Annotated in this window: 19 protein-coding genes and 1 tRNA gene; 8 read left to right on the top strand and 12 right to left on the bottom strand. The window is 69.0% G+C overall.

The features are described 5' to 3' along the window. Window positions 1–366 precede the first annotated feature (366 nt). The 3 genes from HB662_RS26295 (at window position 367) to HB662_RS26305 (ending at window position 3,253) form a co-directional block, all read left to right on the top strand. Entirely contained in the window at window positions 367–1,314 is a 948-nt protein-coding gene (locus HB662_RS26295) for a PRC-barrel domain-containing protein (RefSeq protein ID WP_168054583.1), read from the top strand. A gap of 81 nt (window positions 1,315–1,395) precedes the next feature. Further along, window positions 1,396–1,884 carry a DUF421 domain-containing protein gene (locus HB662_RS26300; RefSeq protein ID WP_245185926.1) on the top strand — a complete coding sequence of 163 codons (489 nt, stop codon included), beginning with the start codon at window positions 1,396–1,398 and terminating at the stop codon, window positions 1,882–1,884. Between the two features lie 88 nt (window positions 1,885–1,972). Further along, complete coding sequence (locus HB662_RS26305) at window positions 1,973–3,253, top strand: DUF2254 family protein (RefSeq protein WP_168054585.1); 1,281 nt, start codon at window positions 1,973–1,975, stop codon at window positions 3,251–3,253. 30 nt (window positions 3,254–3,283) lie between these two features. Here HB662_RS26305 and HB662_RS26310 read toward each other — a convergent pair whose 3' ends face one another. Beyond that, entirely contained in the window at window positions 3,284–4,039 is a 756-nt protein-coding gene (locus HB662_RS26310; RefSeq protein ID WP_245185927.1) for a cytochrome c oxidase assembly protein, read from the bottom strand. A gap of 55 nt (window positions 4,040–4,094) precedes the next feature. Further along, window positions 4,095–4,295 (bottom strand): hypothetical protein, encoded by a 201-nt coding sequence (locus tag HB662_RS26315; protein ID WP_168054587.1) that lies wholly within the window; start codon window positions 4,293–4,295, stop codon window positions 4,095–4,097. A gap of 687 nt (window positions 4,296–4,982) precedes the next feature. Here HB662_RS26315 and HB662_RS26320 point away from each other — a divergent pair. Next, the gene (locus HB662_RS26320) at window positions 4,983–6,692 is read left to right on the top strand and encodes a diguanylate cyclase (RefSeq protein ID WP_168054589.1); all 1,710 of its coding nucleotides are present in this window, start codon (window positions 4,983–4,985) and stop codon (window positions 6,690–6,692) included. Window positions 6,693–6,792: 100 nt separating this feature from the next. On the opposite strand, the gene HB662_RS26325 is transcribed toward HB662_RS26320, so the two are convergent. From HB662_RS26325 to HB662_RS26350, 6 genes are all read right to left on the bottom strand, one after another. Beyond that, window positions 6,793–6,868 (bottom strand) — tRNA-Lys (locus HB662_RS26325). Window positions 6,869–6,966: 98 nt separating this feature from the next. Continuing rightward, window positions 6,967–8,118, bottom strand: a complete 1,152-nt coding sequence (gene rodA, locus HB662_RS26330) for a rod shape-determining protein RodA (protein WP_168054591.1) — start codon at window positions 8,116–8,118, stop codon at window positions 6,967–6,969. A 24-nt stretch (window positions 8,119–8,142) separates the two neighbouring features. Next, window positions 8,143–10,035 carry a penicillin-binding protein 2 gene (gene mrdA / locus HB662_RS26335; RefSeq protein ID WP_168054593.1) on the bottom strand — a complete coding sequence of 631 codons (1,893 nt, stop codon included), beginning with the start codon at window positions 10,033–10,035 and terminating at the stop codon, window positions 8,143–8,145. A 310-nt stretch (window positions 10,036–10,345) separates the two neighbouring features. Beyond that, window positions 10,346–10,879, bottom strand: coding sequence for a rod shape-determining protein MreD (locus HB662_RS26340; RefSeq protein ID WP_168054595.1), 534 nt, complete (start codon window positions 10,877–10,879; stop codon window positions 10,346–10,348). 15 nt (window positions 10,880–10,894) lie between these two features. Beyond that, complete coding sequence (mreC, locus tag HB662_RS26345; protein WP_168054597.1) at window positions 10,895–11,758, bottom strand: rod shape-determining protein MreC; 864 nt, start codon at window positions 11,756–11,758, stop codon at window positions 10,895–10,897. A 113-nt stretch (window positions 11,759–11,871) separates the two neighbouring features. Continuing rightward, window positions 11,872–12,915, bottom strand: coding sequence for a rod shape-determining protein (locus tag HB662_RS26350; protein WP_168054599.1), 1,044 nt, complete (start codon window positions 12,913–12,915; stop codon window positions 11,872–11,874). Between the two features lie 298 nt (window positions 12,916–13,213). Here HB662_RS26350 and HB662_RS26355 point away from each other — a divergent pair, with 298 nt between their 5' ends. Beyond that, entirely contained in the window at window positions 13,214–13,447 is a 234-nt protein-coding gene (locus tag HB662_RS26355; RefSeq protein ID WP_168054601.1) for a YMGG-like glycine zipper-containing protein, read from the top strand. 125 nt (window positions 13,448–13,572) lie between these two features. On the opposite strand, the gene HB662_RS26360 is transcribed toward HB662_RS26355, so the two are convergent. The 4 genes from HB662_RS26360 to HB662_RS26375 all read right to left on the bottom strand — a co-directional run bounded on the left by HB662_RS26360 (window position 13,573) and on the right by HB662_RS26375 (window position 17,162). Continuing rightward, window positions 13,573–15,363, bottom strand: a complete 1,791-nt coding sequence (locus tag HB662_RS26360) for an ABC transporter ATP-binding protein/permease (protein WP_168054603.1) — start codon at window positions 15,361–15,363, stop codon at window positions 13,573–13,575. A 57-nt stretch (window positions 15,364–15,420) separates the two neighbouring features. Then, a complete protein-coding gene (locus tag HB662_RS26365; protein WP_168054605.1) occupies window positions 15,421–16,131 on the bottom strand; it encodes a hypothetical protein in 711 nt (236 codons plus the stop codon). Window positions 16,132–16,149: 18 nt separating this feature from the next. After that, window positions 16,150–16,314 (bottom strand): DUF1328 domain-containing protein, encoded by a 165-nt coding sequence (locus tag HB662_RS26370; protein WP_168054607.1) that lies wholly within the window; start codon window positions 16,312–16,314, stop codon window positions 16,150–16,152. Window positions 16,315–16,400: 86 nt separating this feature from the next. Further along, window positions 16,401–17,162 carry a PhyR family response regulator anti-anti-sigma factor gene (locus HB662_RS26375; RefSeq protein ID WP_168054609.1) on the bottom strand — a complete coding sequence of 254 codons (762 nt, stop codon included), beginning with the start codon at window positions 17,160–17,162 and terminating at the stop codon, window positions 16,401–16,403. Window positions 17,163–17,219: 57 nt separating this feature from the next. Here HB662_RS26375 and HB662_RS26380 point away from each other — a divergent pair, with 57 nt between their 5' ends. The 3 genes from HB662_RS26380 to HB662_RS26390 all read left to right on the top strand — a co-directional run bounded on the left by HB662_RS26380 (window position 17,220) and on the right by HB662_RS26390 (window position 18,696). Beyond that, on the top strand, window positions 17,220–17,762 hold the full coding sequence (locus HB662_RS26380; RefSeq protein WP_168054611.1) for a sigma-70 family RNA polymerase sigma factor: 543 nt from the start codon (window positions 17,220–17,222) through the stop codon (window positions 17,760–17,762). 67 nt (window positions 17,763–17,829) lie between these two features. Next, on the top strand, window positions 17,830–18,435 hold the full coding sequence (locus HB662_RS26385; RefSeq protein WP_168054613.1) for a sigma-70 family RNA polymerase sigma factor: 606 nt from the start codon (window positions 17,830–17,832) through the stop codon (window positions 18,433–18,435). Window positions 18,436–18,498: 63 nt separating this feature from the next. Next, window positions 18,499–18,696, top strand: a complete 198-nt coding sequence (locus tag HB662_RS26390; RefSeq protein ID WP_168054615.1) for a hypothetical protein — start codon at window positions 18,499–18,501, stop codon at window positions 18,694–18,696. Window positions 18,697–18,727: the final 31 nt, after the last annotated feature.

Here is an 18,727-nt window from a genome sequence, read left to right on the forward strand (position 1 = left end):
TGGATACCTGCCTTGAGATCAAAATTCCGAGCTCCCGGCGAAATCCGCGCCGAGCCGCGCTTTCGCCGGAACTTAATCGCGCATTTTGCCCGGCTGGTTTAGTCTTCAGTCTGTCATTTTTAGTAAATACATCCTTCACAATTGCTTGGTGATCGCCACCGTTCCGACCAACCAATAGGTGCCCGAATTCTGCCGCAATCGGGGAACGCGCTTCCATGGCCGACGTTGGCTGTGGACGGGCGGCTGTGGTCGTCCGGCGACCTTCGGCGGTCCCCGATGTGCATGGCGGCAGCCAGCCCTGGCCTGCTCACCAGCGCGACATGGATGCGAGACCGCCGCCCCCCCCCCAACAGACGGAGGCGACAGATGAAGCACCTTCTTCTCGGCACCACCGCAGCCCTGCTGCTGGCCCCGGCACTGTCGATGGCCCAGACCCAGACCCCCAATGCGGCGCGGCCGCAGGTGGCCCAGCGATGCATGCAGGACCTGCAGGCCTTCGGCGTGCAGATGCGCGAGGATGGCATGTGGCTCAGCGGCTACCGCACCGGCTATGGCTGGGCGCGCACCGGTGCCCCGCTCGCCAGCCCCAGTGCCAACCGCACTGCGGCGGACACCCCGGTGGGCACTGGTCCCGTCGGCGCGCGCGGCGGCTCGGCCGACCGTGCCCGGGCGGCGGATGTGCAGGCGCAGGGCGGCGGCGCGATCGGCGCGCCGATGGTCGGCGCCCGCACGCCTTGGGCCAATACCGGCTGGACCAGGCCGCCGATGCAGGAAATCCGCACGCTGCACGCCGGCGCCATCGCCATGGCGCAGCGCGGCGAGGAGCGCGGCTGCCAGCTCATCCTGGCAGAGGCGCGGGAAGCCTATGACAGCTATGGTGCCAGGCTGCGCGAGGCGGGCGTGGACCCCGACAACATCGTCACCTACCGGCAGCAGCAGCTCGTCGCCGCCACGCCGGTGACCGAGATGAACCGCGCCTTCCGTGCCGACAACATCACCGGCACCGATGTCCGCAACCCGCGCGACGCGTGGCTGGGCAGCGTGGAAGACGTGATCGTCGATCCGAATACCGGCCGCATCGGCTATCTGATCCTGGGTCGTGGCGGCTTCCTCGGCATTGGCGAGGACTATGTGGCGGTGCCGTGGGACCGCATGCGGGCCACGCCGAACATGGATGTCTTCGTGCTGGACGTCACCGAGGCCGCGCTGGACCAGGCGCCGCAGGTGGAGCCGGAGGCGATGGCGAATGCCGAGGCCTATGGCCAGCGGCGCCAGCAGATCGACCGCTTTTGGCAGCAGCAGGATCGCGGTTGATCCCCTAAAGGCCGGCTGAAGCCGGGGCGTGCCGGCGGGGTGGCCGTTCCGGCCACCCCATGACGTGAAGGGAATGCGCCGTTGCCTGTCGCCGACATGCTGTTCCAGGACTGGAATTCCCTGCTGCGGGTGCTGCTGGTGGGCAGCCTCGCCTATCCCGCCCTGGTGCTGTTCCTGCGCGTTTCCGGCAAGCGCACCCTGGCCAAGCTGAACGCCTTCGACCTGGTGGTGACGGTGGCCCTCGGCTCCACCCTGGCCACCGTACTACTGAACCGCAGCGTGACGCTGGCCGAGGGGCTGGTGGCCTTGCTGTTGCTGATCGGGCTTCAGTTCCTGGTCGCGTGGCTTTCCGTGCGCTCCGGCCGCTTCAGCGACTTGGTGAAGTCGGAGCCGACCCTGCTGCTGCACAAGGGCCAGTTGCTGGAGGCGGCGATGCGCCGGCAGCGGGTGACCCGGGCGGAAATGCTGGCGGCGCTGCGCGCCGGCGGGCTCAGCGGGCCCGAGAATGCGGAATCCGTGGTACTGGAAACCGATGGGACGCTGAGCGTGGTACCGGCAGGCCAGGGTTGATGCGCGAGCCCCGCCGCGGCAGGTGGGCGGGCTGAACCGCGCGCCCGCCGGCTCGTTACGTCCCGCAGACAGATGAGGGGCGGGTCCGGTGGGCGTAGCGCGGCTGCGGCAATGGTGGGCGGACCTTCTGGCATCCTTCTGGTTGCGGCCGGCGGTGATGACCGTGGCGGCGATCGCGCTGGCACAGGTGCTGGTCCGGGCGGAAGGTTGGGACGAGCTTCCGGACGGGCTGGATGACTGGATCTACGCAGGCGGCGCCGCCGGCGCCCGCGACGTGCTGGGCGTGCTGGCCAGCGCCACCATCGGCGTCGCGGGCACCACCTTCTCCATCACCGTCGCGGCGCTGACGCTCGCCTCCAGCCAGATGGGGCCCCGGCTGCTGCGGAACTTCACGCGTGACCCGGGCAACCAGTATGCGCTCGGCGCGCTGGTCGCGACCTTCGCCTATTCGCTGGTGGCGCTGCGCTCGGTGCATGATGCCGAGGAAGGCGCCTTCGTGCCGCAGCTTGCCGTTTCGGTGGGGCTGCTGCTCGGCTTCGCCTGCATCGGCGTGCTGATCTGGTTCCTGCACCATGTCGCCGCCTCGATCAGCGTCGATCGCGTCGTCGCCCTGGTCCACCATGACATGACCGCGGCGCTGGAGCTGGCCTGTCGCGACACGCCGAAGGAACCGCCCGAGGCGGTGGCCGAACCTCAGAACACCGCCCCGCTGACGGCACCCGGCAGCGGCTATCTGCGGGTGCTGGACGATTCGTCACTGGCCGACTGGGCGGCGGAGCATGACGCGGTGCTGCATCTGGAAGTGCGGCCGGGCGGATTCGTGTTTCCGGGCAGCGTCGTGGGTCACGTCACACCGACGCGGCTGCAGGAAGCCGCGCAGGCGGAGATCGAGCGGGTGATGGTGCTCGGCCAGGCGCGGAGCGTGGAGCAGGACCTGGAATACGCCGTGCGGCAGTTGGTCGAGATTGCCCTGCGTGCCCTGTCGCCCGGCATCAACGACCCCTTCACCGCGATCGGCGTGCTGGACCGGCTGGGGGCGTCTCTGGCGGGCCTTGCCGGGCGCAACCTGCCCAGCGGACGCCTGCGCCGGGAGGACCGGCTTCGCCTGGTCCGGCCGGCAACGGATTACGGCGGGCTGGCGGATGCGATGTTCCACATGCTGCGCCAGGCCGGGGAGACCCAGCCCTCCGTGATGATCCGGCTGCTGGAAGTTCTGGGGGCGGTGGCGGCGGTGGAATCCGACCCTGGCCGCAATGCGGTGCTGGCCCGCCACGCCGCGCTGGCCCGCGACACGGCGCTGCGCGGGACGGAAGATGCGGCGGCGCGGGCGGCGATCCTGGAACGGCACGCGAGGTTCGGCGCGCGCTGAGCGCCGGCACCTTGCCTCAGGATGCGGCCCTCAGGATGCGGTGCGAGCGCCGGGGCGCAGCGCCAGGGTGAGGCCCGCGGCCAATACCAGCACGAACAGCAGCCCGCCCGGCACCCACATCAGCAACCCGCCAAGCTGCTGGTCCTCCAGCGGCGTGTAGCCCCAGGGCAGGGTCACGTCCGGCGCATGCACGGCATAGAGCGGTCGCGGCGCGAAGGTCAGCAGCGCGCCGAGCACGCCCATCTGGATCGCCGTCGCCAGCGCGCCGACCGTGGCCGCCAGGGGGCGTGCCGGGTCCACGCGCAGCAGCGCGGCCCAGAACCAGGTTGCGCTGAAGGCCAGCGAGACATGCATCATCCAATAGGCGATGCCATCCGCCGCGAAGGTCGCGGCATAGGGGCCGGGGGCATGCCACAGCCAGAGCAGCACGGCGAAGGCGGCGGCTGGCGCGGCGATGCCGCAGCGCGCGACCGACCGCAGCCGCATCGCAGCCATCGCCAACAGCGGCGCCGCGCCGAGCACCACCACCAGATGCTGCGTCACCCGCACGCTGAACAGGGCAACCGATAGGCTGCAAAGCGGGGAGACGAGCGCCAGCGCCAGCATGGCCCAGCCGGCCATCGGCCAGGCAGCACCCTGCCCGGCCCGTCGCACCAGCAGCAGGGTTGCAGCGGCGCCCAGCAACAGCGCGGAAATCAATATCGGGTGGGTATTCCAGACGGCACCGCCGGGTAGCGGGGGCGGGCCGCAGAACGGGATCGGGTTCATGGCAAAGCCCTCGCGCATGGTCGGTTGCGACGGGAACGAGGTGGCCCGGCTTCGGTTGCAGAGGGCCGTGCCGCTATGAGTGGCGCTCCGCCTCCAGCATCGGCGCACTCTCCGCTCCCCGCTCGGCATGCGCCACGGCACGGAACTGCTCAAGCAGGATGCGTCGCTTGGACAGAGGCAGGCCGCGCCATATCGCCACCAGCTCGGCTACCTCCGCGCTTGCGGCATGGTCGGCCACGACCTCCCGGGTTCGGCCCTGCTTCGCATCCATCATCACCTCCTTGCCCCTTTCGCCTCTTGACGCAGCTGCACAAGCCGGCCACGCCTGAATGTATTAAAATTCAGTCGTTGCGACGTCCAGGTAAAAATGCGCGTGAGACGAGCAATATCGCGGCCGGTTCACTGAAACCGGGATGGTTGCCATTTGCCATTTTTATGGTGCCAGCGACTCGCTCGGAGGCCGTTGAGATATTTGATACATTTATCGCAAGAGACAACAATGTTTACTTCACGGCGGGGGCAGACCGGCAACAATTCTGCTGCTGCCGACGCCGCGAATCGGTGACCGCTGACACTTTGCGCGGCCGGATAACGGAGCTTGGCCAGGTGATCTGAAAGGGCCGCTCTGCTGCCCGAGCACGGATCGCCTCGCCATTCCGGCTGAACGATGGCGCGGTGGCGGTTCGTCGCGGCCAGAGAAACTGATGATGCCGGCGATCAGTCGGTCTCGGCGTCTGCCGCTGGTGAGCAGCGAGGCCTCCTAACAGACGCGCCAGGCGCGGGGCGGGCAACCGCGTTCGTGCGGGTGGGCCGCCCTTGCGGTGGTCACCACCAGCCCATCGACATCCGTCATCTCCTTAACATGCGAGACAGACAAGTTCATCAGATGTGGGCGTGGTCGGACCCGCGACGGGTGACCTAACCGCACATTGCCACCAGGCACTCTTGGAGCTGGACTTTGATGGCCGTCAGGAAGTGGGTCAGCAGCCTCGGCCTTCTGGTCGCCGGGTTGGTCGGCGTGCTGGTCAACAGCATCGTCGTTTATCAGAACCTGCAATCACTGACGCAGGCCACGAGCTGGGTCCACCATACCCTGGCCAGCGAGCGACTGATGGCCGATCTCCTGAAAACGCTGTTGAGAGCCGAGAGTGGGCAACGCGGCTATCTGATTACGTCCAGCCAGCGCTATCTGGCCGAATTCTACGAAGCCGGCGGATCTATTCCGCAGAAGCTGGATGCATTGCAGAGGGAAGTCGACGACAACCCCCTACAGATCGCGCGGGTCGTGGAACTTCGCCAAGCGGTTACCGAGCGTCTCAACGAGATGTCGGCAACCATCCTGGCCGGCGTCGTCTTCAGTGGCGAGGCGTCCACCTCCGTTGATCAGGGCCGGTCCATCATCAATATGGATGTCAGCCGCTCCATCCTGCGGGACATGTCCGCGGAGGAGGCGCGCCTGCTGGCTGAACGACAGGCGATCTACGATTCGCAATGGCGGTCGTCCGTCCTGTCGATGCTCGCCTTTGCACTGACCTGCAGTATGCTTGTCCTGGCCTTGTTTTTCCTCATGCGGCGCGAAAACCGGCATCGGATAAAGTCCCCGACGCTGCATGCCAGCCAGGTGGTGGAAATAGAAAAAACCGTTCGCGCATTGCAGATCGAGCGCAACTATGTGGGCCGGATCGGCGAGATCAACAGCTTTCTGCAAAGCTGCAAGTCACTGCAGGAGATCGGCTCGCTGGCGAGCACCTTCCTGGAACGCCTCTTCCCGAATTATTCCGGCGCGCTCTATCTTTATGCGGCGTCGCGCAACCAGCTTGTCCGGCATGCGCAATGGGGCGGAAGTGATAGCCCGGAGGTCGTCCTACCCGAGCATTGCTGGGGACTGCGCCGGGGCCAGGTCCATCGTTTCAGCGCCGGAGCGCCGGTCTGTGCCCACCATCACGGGGAAGCGCCGGAACATGACAGCCTTTGCCTGCCCCTGATTGCGTACGGCGAAACGATCGGCCTGCTTTCCTTCGTGGCGCAGAAGGGTGCCGCAGAGGATGAGGAGGCTTTTGACGCCAGCATGTCTCAGTTCTCCGAGATGGCGGCGCGTCAGCTCAGCCTGGCGGTTGCCAATCTCCAGCTGCGTGACTCGCTGAAGGAACAGGCAATCCGCGATCCGCTCACCGGCGCGTTCAATCGCAGGTACCTGGAGATTGTCGGGGAAAAGGAGATCGCTCAGAGCCTGCGCCTCAACCAGCCCCTGGCGGTTGTCATGCTCGACGTCGATCACTTCAAGAAATTCAACGACGTTCACGGCCATGCCGCCGGCGATTTCGTGCTGGTGACGGTCTGCGACTATATCAGGCGGCATATTCGCGAAAGCGATTGGATGTTCCGCTACGGCGGCGAGGAATTCGTTCTGCTGATCGGAGAAGCCGGGCTGCACGAGATCGAAGCGCGAGTTGATGCACTTCGCGCGGGTGTCGCCGAACTGACCATAGCCAACGCCAACGCCGTGCTGCCGAGCGTCACGGTCTCGATCGGCGTCGCGGTGATCGAAAGCAACAGGATGAACCTGCAGGCCGCCCTGAGGCATGCCGATCGGGCGCTGTACGCTTCGAAGGCCGCAGGCCGCAATCGCGTAACGTTTGCGGAAAGCGTGGCCGAGGAGGTGTCCGCCTGATCGGCGGACATCGCTTTCCGGGTGGGGGGACGCGCGCAGGCTGGACGCACGTTCCCCGCTTGGGATCGCGTTCTTGCCGGATATAAGGTCTTGGAATGAATGGTGGGCGCTGTAGGGCTCGAACCTACGACCCGCTGATTAAGAGTCAGCTGCTCTACCAACTGAGCTAAGCGCCCGCACCGCGTTGCGGCGAGAGCGGTCGTTTAGATCGGCGCGACAGGCTTGTCCAGACAGGTACGGCCAGAACCATGCGCAAATCCGCCATGTCCGTCGCTCATTGCTCGTCCCGCGCCGCCTCCCACTCCGTGTCCCGGTGCACATGGGCGGACATCAGCAGGCCGAAGCCCACCATCGCCGTCAGCATGGCGGACCCGCCATGGCTGATCAGCGGCAGTGGCACGCCGCCGACCGGGATGGCGCCGGTGACCATGGCGATGTTGACGAAGACGTACATGAAGAAGTTGGTCGCAAGACCCACCGCCAGCAGCCGGCCGAACTGGTGCCGGCTGCGCAGCGCCACCAGGAAGCCGAAGGCGATCACCGTGGCCAGCAGGCCGAGCACGCTCAGCGCGCCGACCAGGCCGAACTCCTCGGCCAGCATGGTGAAGATGAAGTCCGTCTGCTTCTCCGGCAGGAAGTTCAGGTGGCCCTGCGTGCCCTGCAGGAAGCCCTTGCCCCAGAAGCCACCCGACCCCAACGCGATCTTGGACTGGATGATGTTGTAGCCAGCCCCCAGCGGGTCGCTCTCGGGGTCGAGGAAGGTGGTGATGCGGGCGCGCTGGTAGTCGTGCAGCTGCTCATAGGCGATCGGCGCCGCCACCGCGACGATGCCCAGCACCACGGCGAATTTCCACAGCCTTACGCCGGCCGCGAAGAACACCGCGCCGCCCACCATCAGCGTGATCAGCGCCGTGCCCAGATTGGGCTGCTTCAGGATCAGCGCCGCCGGCAACAGCACCGCCAGGATTGGCGGCACCAGGAACAGCGGGTTGCCCATCCGCTCCCAGGACGCCTTGTGGAACCAGGAGGCGAGCGCCACCACCAGCAGGATCTTCATCAGCTCCGAGGGCTGCAGCTGGAAGCCGCCAAGGTCCAGCCAGCGCTGCGCGCCGCCGCCCATCTGCCCATGCAGCGCCACCATCACCAGCAGGCCGATGCCGCCCGCATAGCCGAGCCAGGCAAAGCGGGCGATCAGCCGCACATCGACCAGCGCGATCGACAGCATCAGCACCAGGCCGAAGCCGAAGCGGATGGCATGCTTCGCCGCATAGGGCTCCGGTGCGCCGCCGCCCGCGGAATACAGCGCGACATAGCCCACGCCGCCCACCGCACACAGCAGCAGCACGAAGATCCACGGGATCTGCCACAGCTTCTCCAGCACCCCGGTGCCGCGTTCCCGCAGCAGCAGGCGGCGCTCGAACCTCATGGGACAAACCTCATCGGGCCAACCTCATGGCCGCGCCGGACCTGCCGGGCGCGGCGCTTCCGCCACCCGCGCACCGAAACTGCCGCCCGGCCCGGGGCGCAATTGCTGGAACGCCTCGATCAGCACGTCGCGCGCCAGCGGCGCCGCGGCGGCGGAGCCGGAACTGCCATGCTCGACGATGACGGAAACCGCGAAGACCGGATTGTCATGCGGCGCAAAGGCCACGAACAGCGCATGCGGCCGCCATTCGCGCGGCACCTGGTCCACCCGGTAGCCGCGTTCGCGCTGCTCGCGCGTCACGCGCCGCACCTGGGTCGTGCCGGTCTTGCCGGCCATCGCGCCCATCTCGGGCGGCAGGCGGGCGACCCGGGCGGTGCCACCCGCCTCGTTCACCACCGACCACATGGCGTCCCGCACCAGGCGCAGGTCGCGTTCGGGAATGCCGAGGCTCGGCCAATCCTCCGCCCGCGTGCCACGCACCGGCCGGCCGCCGATGCTGCGCGTCAGATGCGGCTGCACCGCGCGCCCGGTGGCGAGCCGCGCCGTCATCGTCGCCAGTTGCAGCGGGGTGAGCTGGTAGAAGCCCTGGCCGATGCCATGGATCACCGTATCGCCCAGCGCCCAGCCGCGGCCCTGTGCCTGGCGCCATTCGCGCGTCGGCATCAGGCCGTTGCGGATGCCCGGCAGCTCGATATCCAGCGGCACGCCGAGGCCGAAGCGACGGCCCATGGCGGCGATCTTGTCGATGCCGAGGCGCTTCGCCATCTCGTAGAAATAGACGTCGCAGGACAGCTTCAGCGCCGTCCGCATATCCACCCCGCCATGGCCGCCCCGGTTCCAGCAATGGAAGCGGGATTCGCCGAGGTCCATGTGGCCAGGGCAGTACACCCGCTCCCCCGGCGTCACGGCCCGCGCCTCCAGCGCCGCCAGCGCCACCACCATCTTGAAGGTGGAACCCGGCGCATACAGCCCGTTGGTCGCCTTGTTGATCAGCGGCGTCGCGCGGTTGCGTGTCCATTCCCGCCACTGCGCGGTGGAAACGCCGGAATTGAACAGGTTCGGATCGAAGGAAGGCTGGGTGGCCATCGCCAGCACCTCCCCGTTCCGCGCATCCATCAGCACCACGGAGGTGCCTTCCTCGATCTTGCCGCGTAGCGTGCGGGTCAGCGCGGCATCGACGGAAAGCTGCACATCCTGGCCCTGCACGCCCTCGCGCCTGTCCAGCTCGCGGATGATGCGGCCGACGGCGTTGACCTCCATCTGCACCGCCCCGGCGCGGCCGCGCAGCGCCAGGTCGTGGTGCCGCTCGATGCCCGACCGGCCGACTCGGATGCCGGGCAGTTCCAGCAACGGGTCGCCATCCATGTCGCGCTCCGCCGGCGGCGCCACATAGCCCACGATATGCGCCAGGTGGTCCGCTTCCGGGTAGACCCGCGTGGTGCCGACATCGACGCTGATGCCCGGCAGATCCGGCGCGTTCAGCTCGATCCGCGCCATTTCCTCCCAGGTCAGGAAGTCGCGCACCGTGACCGGAACGAACCGCCGGCGGCGGCGCACGTCGCGTTCGATCCGCGCGCGCTCGGCATCGGTCAGCGGCACGATGCGGCTGAAGGTCTCCAGCGTGGCGCCGACATCGGTGGTCTGTTCCGCCGTCAGCAGGGCACGCCAGTTGAGCTGGTTGCCGGCGATCACGCGGCCTTCGCGGTCCAGCACCCGGCCGCGCGGCGGCGCCAGCAGCCGCGCCGAGAGGCGGTTCTCCTCCGCCAGTGTGGCGTAGCGCTCGCCCTCATCCACCTGCAGCCGGTGCAGCCGATGCGCCAGGAAGCCGAGCAGTCCCATCTGCCCCAGGCCCAGCGCCAGCGCACGGCGGCCGAAGATGCCGCGGACCCTCTCCTCCTCCCGCTGCTTGCGGCTCATGATTCCAGGCCCTCAAGCGGCGGGCGCGCGCTCCGCGCGCTTGCCTGCGCGCCGGTGCACTGGTGCGCCTGGCCGCGCGGATGGCCTGGGCGCGGGCCGCATTCGCGGCCTCGGCCTGCTGAAATGCGCAGGCCGCCTGGTGCGCCCTCATGCGGCGGGCGCGCGCTTGCCTGCGCGCCGGCGCACTGGTGCGCCTGGCCGGGCGGATGGCCTGGGCGCGGGCTCCGCGCGCTTGCCTGCGCGCCTACCCACTGCTGCGCCGGCTGGAAGGCGGCGCTGCGCGTGGGGTGCGGGGGGCGGCACCCAGGCGTCACGGTGTCTCCTCCGCGCGGCGCATCACGCCGTGGATGCGGCTGAGGACGAAGGCGAAGGCGGGATACAGGCCGGCGGACAGCGCCGCCTGGTGCAGGGCAGGCGCCGGGGCCGGCAGGTCCCAGGCGAGCAGCGCGGTCAGCAGCCAGCCAAGCAGCGCCATGCCGGCCGAAAAGGCGCAGAAGGCCAGCCAGACGAACATGAAGCTCTGCCGCACCAGGAAGCGCCGCCAGGCTACTGCCAGCCCATGCGCCACCAGCAGCGTCACCACCCCGGTGCCGAGCGGCGCCATGGTCAGCAGGTCCTGCAGCAGGCCGAGCAGGAACACCGCCGGCGGCGGCATGGCGCCGGGCCGGAACACCGACCAGAAGATGATGCAGGGCAGCGTCGCCGCCGGCACCAGCCCCGGCACGCCGGATGGCCCGGCCGCCAGCACCATCAGCAGCGCCGTCCCGGTGGCGGGAAAGGCGGCGCGGGCCATGTCGTCCAGGCGGCGCAGCAGTCCGGGCGATGGCTCCGGGTGTCCGACCATGGGCGGCTCCGGGCCTCAGCGCCGCGCACGCGGTTCGGGCCGCGCGATGGCCTCGGGCGGCAGGATTCCGCCAAGGCCAAAATCGAACAGCCGCACCACGTCCAGCCGGTCCGTCCGCGCGAACAGCTCGACCTCGGCCACGCCGCCCTCGGTCCAGCGCACCACGCCGACCGGCAGGCCCGCGGGGAAGGAAACGCCCTCGGCGCTCGTCACCACGCGTTCCCCCTCTGCCGGGCGGCTGCCTTCCGACCAGTGCTGCAGCCGCGGCCGGGCCCCGTTGGTGCCGACCAGCATGGCGCGCACCCGGCTGCCCTCCAGCGTCACCGGGATGCGGCTGTTCATGTCGGTGGCCAGCAGCACCCGTGCGGAGCGGGTGCCGACTTCGGTGACACGCCCGGCGAAGCCGCGTTCATCCAGCGCGATCTGGCCGCGCCGCACCTGCATCTCCGGCGGGATGGAAAGCAGCACCGCGCGGGCATAGACACCGCCACCATCGGCCACCACGCGGGCGGTGTGGAAGGCGGGCGCCCGCTCCGGCACGAAATCGAGCTGCCGGCGCAGCATGGCATTCTCCGCCTCCAGCGCCAGGGCGGCGGCCTGCCAGCGGCGCAGGCGCTCATTCTCCTCCCGCAGCCGGGCATTCTCCTCCCGCAGCACCAGCAGGCGCTGCATGTCTTCTGCCGCGTCGCGCAGCGCCCGGGCGGGTTCGGCGAAGGCGGCGTAGAACGGCGCCAGCGCATCGGCCAGCGCGATCCGCGCGCGCTCCGCCAGCAGCGCATCCGCCTTGCCGAGCAGCATGGTGCCGAAGGCCGCCGCGATCAGCACCGGCAGCGAAAGCCGCGCCAGCGCCTGGCGGAGCGGAATGCTGAGTCGGATCAAGCGGCGCTCCCCCCTGCCCCACAGGGCAATGCGGGATCAGACCACCATCTGACCCCATTCGAAGCTTTAAGATCAACATCTTCCGGAGCGTCCCCAACGCTCCGCAAAGACCCTCAATACATCGAGGTGAGCACGTGGCGAAGCCGCTTCATTTCCTCAAGGGCCCGTCCGGTGCCGAGGGCGACGCAGGAAAGGGCTTCCTCTGCCACGACAACGGGCAGGCCGGTGGCTTCCCGCAGCACGCCATCCAGGCGGTGCAGCAGCGCGCCGCCACCGGTCAGCACGATGCCCTTGTCGACGATGTCGGCGGCGAGTTCCGGCGGCGTATTCTCCAGCGCCACGCGCACCGCCTCGACGATCTGGATCACCGGCTCGTACAGGCTTTCGGCGATCTGCCGCTGGCTGACCACCACCTCACGCGGCACGCCGTTCATCAGGTCGCGGCCCTTCACCTCCGTCATCGGGCCTTCCTCGCCCTCCCACGGCGGCGCGGCGGCGCCGATCTCCATCTTGATGCGCTCGGCCGTGCTCTCGCCGATCAGCAGGTTATGGTTGCGGCGGATGTAGGAGATGATGGCCTCGTCCATCTTGTCGCCTCCGACGCGCACGGACCGCGCATAGACGATGCCGCCGAGCGAGATCACCGCCACTTCCGTGGTGCCGCCGCCGATATCCACCACCATCGACCCGGACGGCTCCGTCACCGGCAGCCCGGCGCCGATCGCGGCGGCCATCGGCTCCTCGATCAGCAACACCTTGCGGGCGCCCGCGCTCTCCGCGGATTCCTGGATCGCGCGGCGTTCCACGGCGGTCGAGCCGGAGGGCACGCAGACGATGATCATCGGCGAGGCGAAGGACCGCCGGTTATGCACCTTGCGGATGAAATGCTTGATCATCTCCTCCGCCACCTCGAAATCGGCGATCACGCCGTCCCGTAGCGGGCGGATGGCGGCGATGTTGCCGGGGGTGCGGCCGAGCATCAGCTTGGCCTCCTCCCCCACCGCCAGGACCTGCTTCTTGCCGCGATGGTCGGAGATGGCGACGACGGAGGGCTCGTTCAGCACGATGCCCCGCCCCTTCACGTAGACCAGCGTATTCGCGGTGCCGAGGTCGATGGCCATGTCGGCCGAGAGGAAGCCGAACAGGCGGGAGAACATGCAGCCGGAACCTTCCGAGTATCGCAGATGGCACCGCGCCGGGCCTCATCCGGCCGTTTCGGGCCAGTCCCGGGCTGGAAGCCTGGGGCCTGGCACCGTCCGGTGCCGACGGTTCCGCGGGATGGCGCGAGGCGCACCCGATACCCCTCCCCCGCCCCAGGCTCAAGCCCCGATCACCGCCCTGGACGCGGGGCAGGCAGGCGCCGCCGGAAAAAGACCGAAACCGCAATGGTGCGGCGAACCGGCGGAGCCGTCGCGCGTTGTTGCTGCATCGTTCAATCCCGAAGGAATCCCCCCGATGCGTAAACTTCCGATGCTGCTGGTCCTTGCCGCCACCCTGGGTGCCTGCGGCCAGACCACGGGTGACCGCGCAGTCTCCGGCGGCCTGCTCGGCGCCGGCGCCGGCGCTGCCATCGGCTCCCTGAGCGGCAGTGCCGGGACCGGTGCTCTGCTCGGCGGCGCGGCCGGTGCGGCCGGCGGCGCCCTGACCAACCCGGGCACGGTCAACCTGGGCCGCCCCGCCTGGCGCTAACCAGCTGGGGTTGATCCCCCGGCGCTGACCCGCCGGGGACCATCCCGACGCTCCAGAGAAGCCGCCACCTCCCCCGGGGTGGCGGCTTTCCTGTTCAGGCGCCCTGCCGTCTCAGCTTCGCCGGTTCAGCTTCGTCGCAGCATGCGCCGCAGCGCCGCGCGGCCGCCGGAGACGCGCTGGCCGCGCTCCCGCACCGGCTTGCGGCGTACCTGAAGCCGCGCCCCATCCGGCGCCCGCAGCAATTGCAGCGTACGGTCGTGATACACGTCGAGGCCGGGGCGGTGGCCGATGGAGATCAGCGCGGTGCCATCCAGTTCCTCCCGGAACAGGCGCATCATCTGGTCCTGGTTTTCCTCATCCAGTGCCGCCGTCGCCTCGTCCAGGAACACCCAGCGCGGCTTGTGCAGCAGCAGGCGGGCGAAGGCGAGGCGCTGCTGCTCGCCGAGCGACAGCACGCGGTCCCAGCGCTCCTCCTCATCCAGCCGCGCCACCAGATGCGGCAGGCCGCAGCGTTCCAGCGCCGCGGATTGGTCCTCCGGCGGGAAATGGTCGGTGGAGGCCGGATAGGTCAGCGCGGCGCGCAGCGTGCCGAGCGGGATGTAGGGGCGCTGCGGCATGAACATCATGTGGGCGCGGGGCGGGACGCGGATCTGCCCCGATCCCCAGGGCCAGAAGCCGGCGATGGCGCGGAACAGCGTCGATTTGCCCGTGCCGCTCTCGCCGACGATCAGCACCTTCTCGCCGGCGCGGATTTCCGCATTCGCGTCCTGGATCACCACATTGCCGTCGGAATGCGCCACCTGCAGGTCCTTGAAGGCCAGCACCTCCGGCTCCTCCCCCGGCTGGGCCTCGAGCACGTCGATGCGGGTCTGCCCGGCCCCGGCCTCCGCCATGTCGAAGGTGTCCTCCAGATCGACCACGCGTTCCACGTGGCTGCGCCAGTCGGCCAGGCGGGGGAAGTTGTCGACGAACCAGTTCAGGCCGCGCGTCACCTCCAGGAAGGCGGAGCTGATCTGCATCAGCACCCCCAGCGTGATGGCGCCGGCGAAGTAGCGCGGGCTGGCGACCAGGATGGGGATGACCGTCGCCGCCATGCCGTAGCCGCTGGTCAGCCACATCAGCCGCCTTTCCCGGTCGTACAGCTCCTTCATCACGGAGACGACGCGGCCGAAGGCGCGCTGCAGGCCCCGGTCCTCATCGGCCTCGCCACGGATCAGGGCGATGCCCTCGCTGTTCTCCCGCATGCGGATCAGGGCGAAGCGGTGGTCGCTCTCGGCCTCGTTGCGGCGGATGTTGATATCCACCATCGGGCCGCCGATCCACATCGTGGCGATCGAGCCGATCAGCGCGTAGATCAGCGCGCACCAGACCATGTAGCCCGGAATCTCGAACTCCGTGCCGCCGGCGGACATCCGCAGCGGACCCGAGAGTGACCACAGGATGCCGAGGAAGCTGGCCAGCGTCAGCAGGGCGCTGAGCAGGCCGATTGTCAGGTCCACCGCCATGGCGGTTGCCCAGCGGGTATTCTCGCTGATCCGCTGGTCAGGGTTGTCGGCGGCGCCCGGCAGGAAGTTGAGCTGGTAGTGCCGGCCATGCTCCAGCCAGCGCCCCTGCAGCCGGTGCACCAGCCAGCGCCGCCAGCCCAGCATCAGCGCCTGGCGCGCCCAGAGCTGGCCGACAGCGGCGACCATCGCCAGCCCCGTCAGCAGCGCGAACATCCACATCTGGCCGTAGAAGGCCGGACTGTCGCGGTTTTCCAGCGCGTTGAAGAAATCCCGGTTCCACAGGTTGAAGCGTACCTGCACGCCAATCTGGAACAGGGTCAGGCCGATCACCGCCACTGTCAGCAGCCAGGCCTGACGGCGATCGGCGGGGGAGGTGTAGTAGCCTCGGGCCAGGCGCCAGAAGCGGCGCATCAGGCCATCCTGCGGCGGAAGCTCGGGGGCCGCAGGTATCGGGTCGGACATGGCGGCTCAGCGTTGCGGCTGCGCGGACGGCGCAGGCGTGGGGGAACCATTCGGGGGGGATTCGGGGAGAACCGGGCGCAGCGCATCGGCAGCTTCGCCCAGGCGTTCTGCGACCAGCGCGCGGCCCGCCTTGCCGGCAAAGCCGCGGCCTTCCGCGGCAAGCCGGGCGCCGCCGCGCAGCAGATCTGCGAACGGCTCCGCCATGCCGGGCGGCAGCAGCACCACCGTGCCATCCTCCAGCACCGCGCCGGCCACCTGGCCCTGCGGTGCGAAGTAGGGCGCACGGACGGTGCCGGAGACGGCGAGGCGCTGCGACTGCTCGGAGGGGCCGCCGCCGAGGCGCCAGTAAAAGCGGTCCACGACGCCGGGCTCCGCTTCCTGCGTCGCGGCAAAGGCCAGCATGGTGATGACGGGGGCCTGCCGGGCGCGGATGCCCCAGACGATCAGCCGCTGCCCAGCCGGACCTGCCTGCCGCACCGCCTCCGCCACATCGGGCGGAAACACCACCTGTGGTCCTTCGCGGAACAGCAAGGCGTCGGTTTCCCCGGCCGGGTTCACCAGATAACGGTCCACCGTGCCTGTGAAGGTCGGTAGCTGGGTGGGATCGAACCAGAAATGCGCCCGCGGTGCCGGGTCCGGCGGCTGCTGGGCCACGGCCGGTGCTGCCGCCAGCGGCAGCGCCGCGGCGCATAGCACCAGCAACCGGATGGCGCGCATGGCGCGAATATCCTGCTGCTAGTTGGTGCGGAAGGCGCCGAAGATCAGGCTCAGCAGGAACAGCACGATGAAGACGGCGAACAGGATCTTGGCGATCCCCGCGAAGGCGGAGGCGACGCCGCCGAAACCGAGCAGGCCGGCAACAAGGGCCACGACCAGGAAGACGAGGGTCCAGTAAAGCATTGTAAACTCCGGCGTCAGTCTGTGCCGGAACAACGCCGGGAGGGCCGGAACGGTTCCGGCACAACCCTCCGGGGCGTCACTGAATGTTACACCGGGTCGAGATGCACCCCACGGGTCACCGCCTGGTAGGTGGCGATGGCCAGCGTCGTCGGTTCGAACGGCTTGGTGATGATGAAGGCCGGCTCCAGGTCCTGCCCCGTCAGCAGCCGCTCGGGATAGGCAGTGACGAAGATCACCGGCGCCTGCTGGGTCCGCATGATGCGCGCGACGGCGGAGGTACCATCGCCGCCGGCGCCCAGGTTGACGTCCGCCAGGACCAGGGTGGGGCGTTCGGCGGCCGCGATCGCCACCGCCTCATCCTCCGAGGCGGCGATGCCGACCACCTCATGCCCGGCCGCCTCCACCAGTTGCTGCAGGTCGAGCGCGATGATCGGCTCATCCTCGATGATCAGCACGCGGGCGACGGCGCCGGCCCGCAGGTGGCTGCGCGCCGCATCGGCATGCGCCATCGCCTGGTCGGTCGAGATGCCGAGCGCCAGCGCGGCATGCGCCGGCTCCAGCTCCTCCAGCGAGGTCAGCAGCAGCAGCATGCGCTGCGGTCGGCTCAGGCCGCTTGCCGGGCCCTCCTCCGCATCCGGCCGGGCCGCCGAGATGCGGCAGATGGCGCCATACAGCGTCAGCCGCGCCAAAAGCGCCGCATCCGCCAGACCCGCCGGCGCCTCCAACTCGCCCCGCAAAGCCTCCGCCACCAGCCCGTCCCCGCGTGATTGGGAACCGGTCAGCGCGCGGGCAAAGCGGCGCGCATAGGGCAGGGCGCCGATCAGCGCCGTGCGATCCATCTCGCTCATCGCTTTTTCATCTCCCAAACGAGCGGCGCGCGCTGCCGCATACCTTCCGGGCTTGATATGCAGTGTGGTGTGGACGAACAAGAGAACTCCGGCGCTTTGCGCGCCGTAATCGCGCAGTTGTTGCCGGAACTGCGCGCCGCCGCCCGAATGCTCACGCGTTCGAGAGCCGAAGCCGACGATCTGGTACAGGAGACGGTACTGCGAATGCTTCGCGGCCTGGACGGCTTCGTGCCGCCCCCTGAGCTGGCCGGCGACCCGCAGGCCGCCCTGCGGCCCTGGGGCCTGACCGTGCTGCGGAATACGTTCCGCGAGGGTTGGCGCAAGGCGCGGCGGGAACGCGACCATGCCGAGGCCAACCCGCCGGAAGCCGAGGCCAGCCGGCAGTCGGACCAGGAAAGCGCGCATGAGGTGCGCGACCTGGCCCGGGCCGTGTCCCGACTGCCCCCCGCCATGCGGGAAGCGCTGATGCTGGTGGCGGCGCGCGGCCTGAGCCTGGAAGCGGCCGCGGCAATCTGCGAGGTGCCGGTGGGCACCATGAAGGCCCGCGTATCCCGCGCCCGCGCCGCGCTTTCGCGCGCTCTCGCTCCTGTGAATGAGTAACGGAAGCGCGATGCAACCATCCCTTCGGCCCGTTCATTCAGGTTGCATAGAGGATGGAGCGATCAGCATGGCAAACGAGTTCCACGGTCAGGTCATCGCGTTGCTGCCCCGGCTTCGGGTGCAGGCGCTCGCCCTGACCCGCAACCGGGCCGCCGCGGACGACCTGGTGCAGGATGCCGTGGCCAATGCCCTTGCCGCCCAGAACAGCTTCACGCCGGGCACCAATTTTGCCGCCTGGATGCATCGCATCCTGCGCAACCGCTTCATCAGCACGCTCCGCAAGCAGCGCGAGACGACGGATATCGAGGATGTGCCGGCAGGTGCCTTCGCGGTGTCCGCGACGCATGAGGACCGGCTGGTGCTGAAGGAGCTGGGCAACGCGGTGAACCGCCTGCCGGCGGACCAGCGCGAGGCGCTGTTCATGGTGGTGCTGCAGGGCATGTCCTACGAGGATGTGGCGGAAGCCACCGGCTGCGCCGTCGGTACCGCGAAAAGCCGGGTGTTCCGTGCACGTCGCCAGTTGCAGACCTGGCTCGCCGGCGAAGAATCCGCCGAGGCGACCACCGAGGAGCAGCGGACGGAGCGGGCGCGTATCAGCGGGCGCAGTAGCGAGCGCGGCGGCCAGCGTGCCCGAAACGGTTCGGGGGTTGGCGAACACCATCTGCTGGCTTAAGTCGAAGGTGCCAGCCGTCGCCCCGGACATGGGTCATGGGCGACGCTGGCTTCGGCGATGGACATGGACAGCAGCGACAGCAGCAAGCCCGCGCCCTCCCCAAAAGCCCCGAAGCGCAAGGCAGAGCGTGCGGGTGAGGATGCGTTCGATCTTTGGCTGCAGCGTGGGCTGCACCAGCTTTATGACGACGTTGCGGCGGAGCCGATTCCGCCGGAGCTTATGCGACTCATCGAGGAGGATCGGTCCCGGCGCGGCAAGTAAGCCCCGCCGTGCCGGAGAGACACGACAGCCG

It is taken from the genome of Falsiroseomonas frigidaquae (genome assembly GCF_012163145.1).
Classification (GTDB): Bacteria; Pseudomonadota; Alphaproteobacteria; order Acetobacterales; family Acetobacteraceae; genus Falsiroseomonas; species Falsiroseomonas frigidaquae.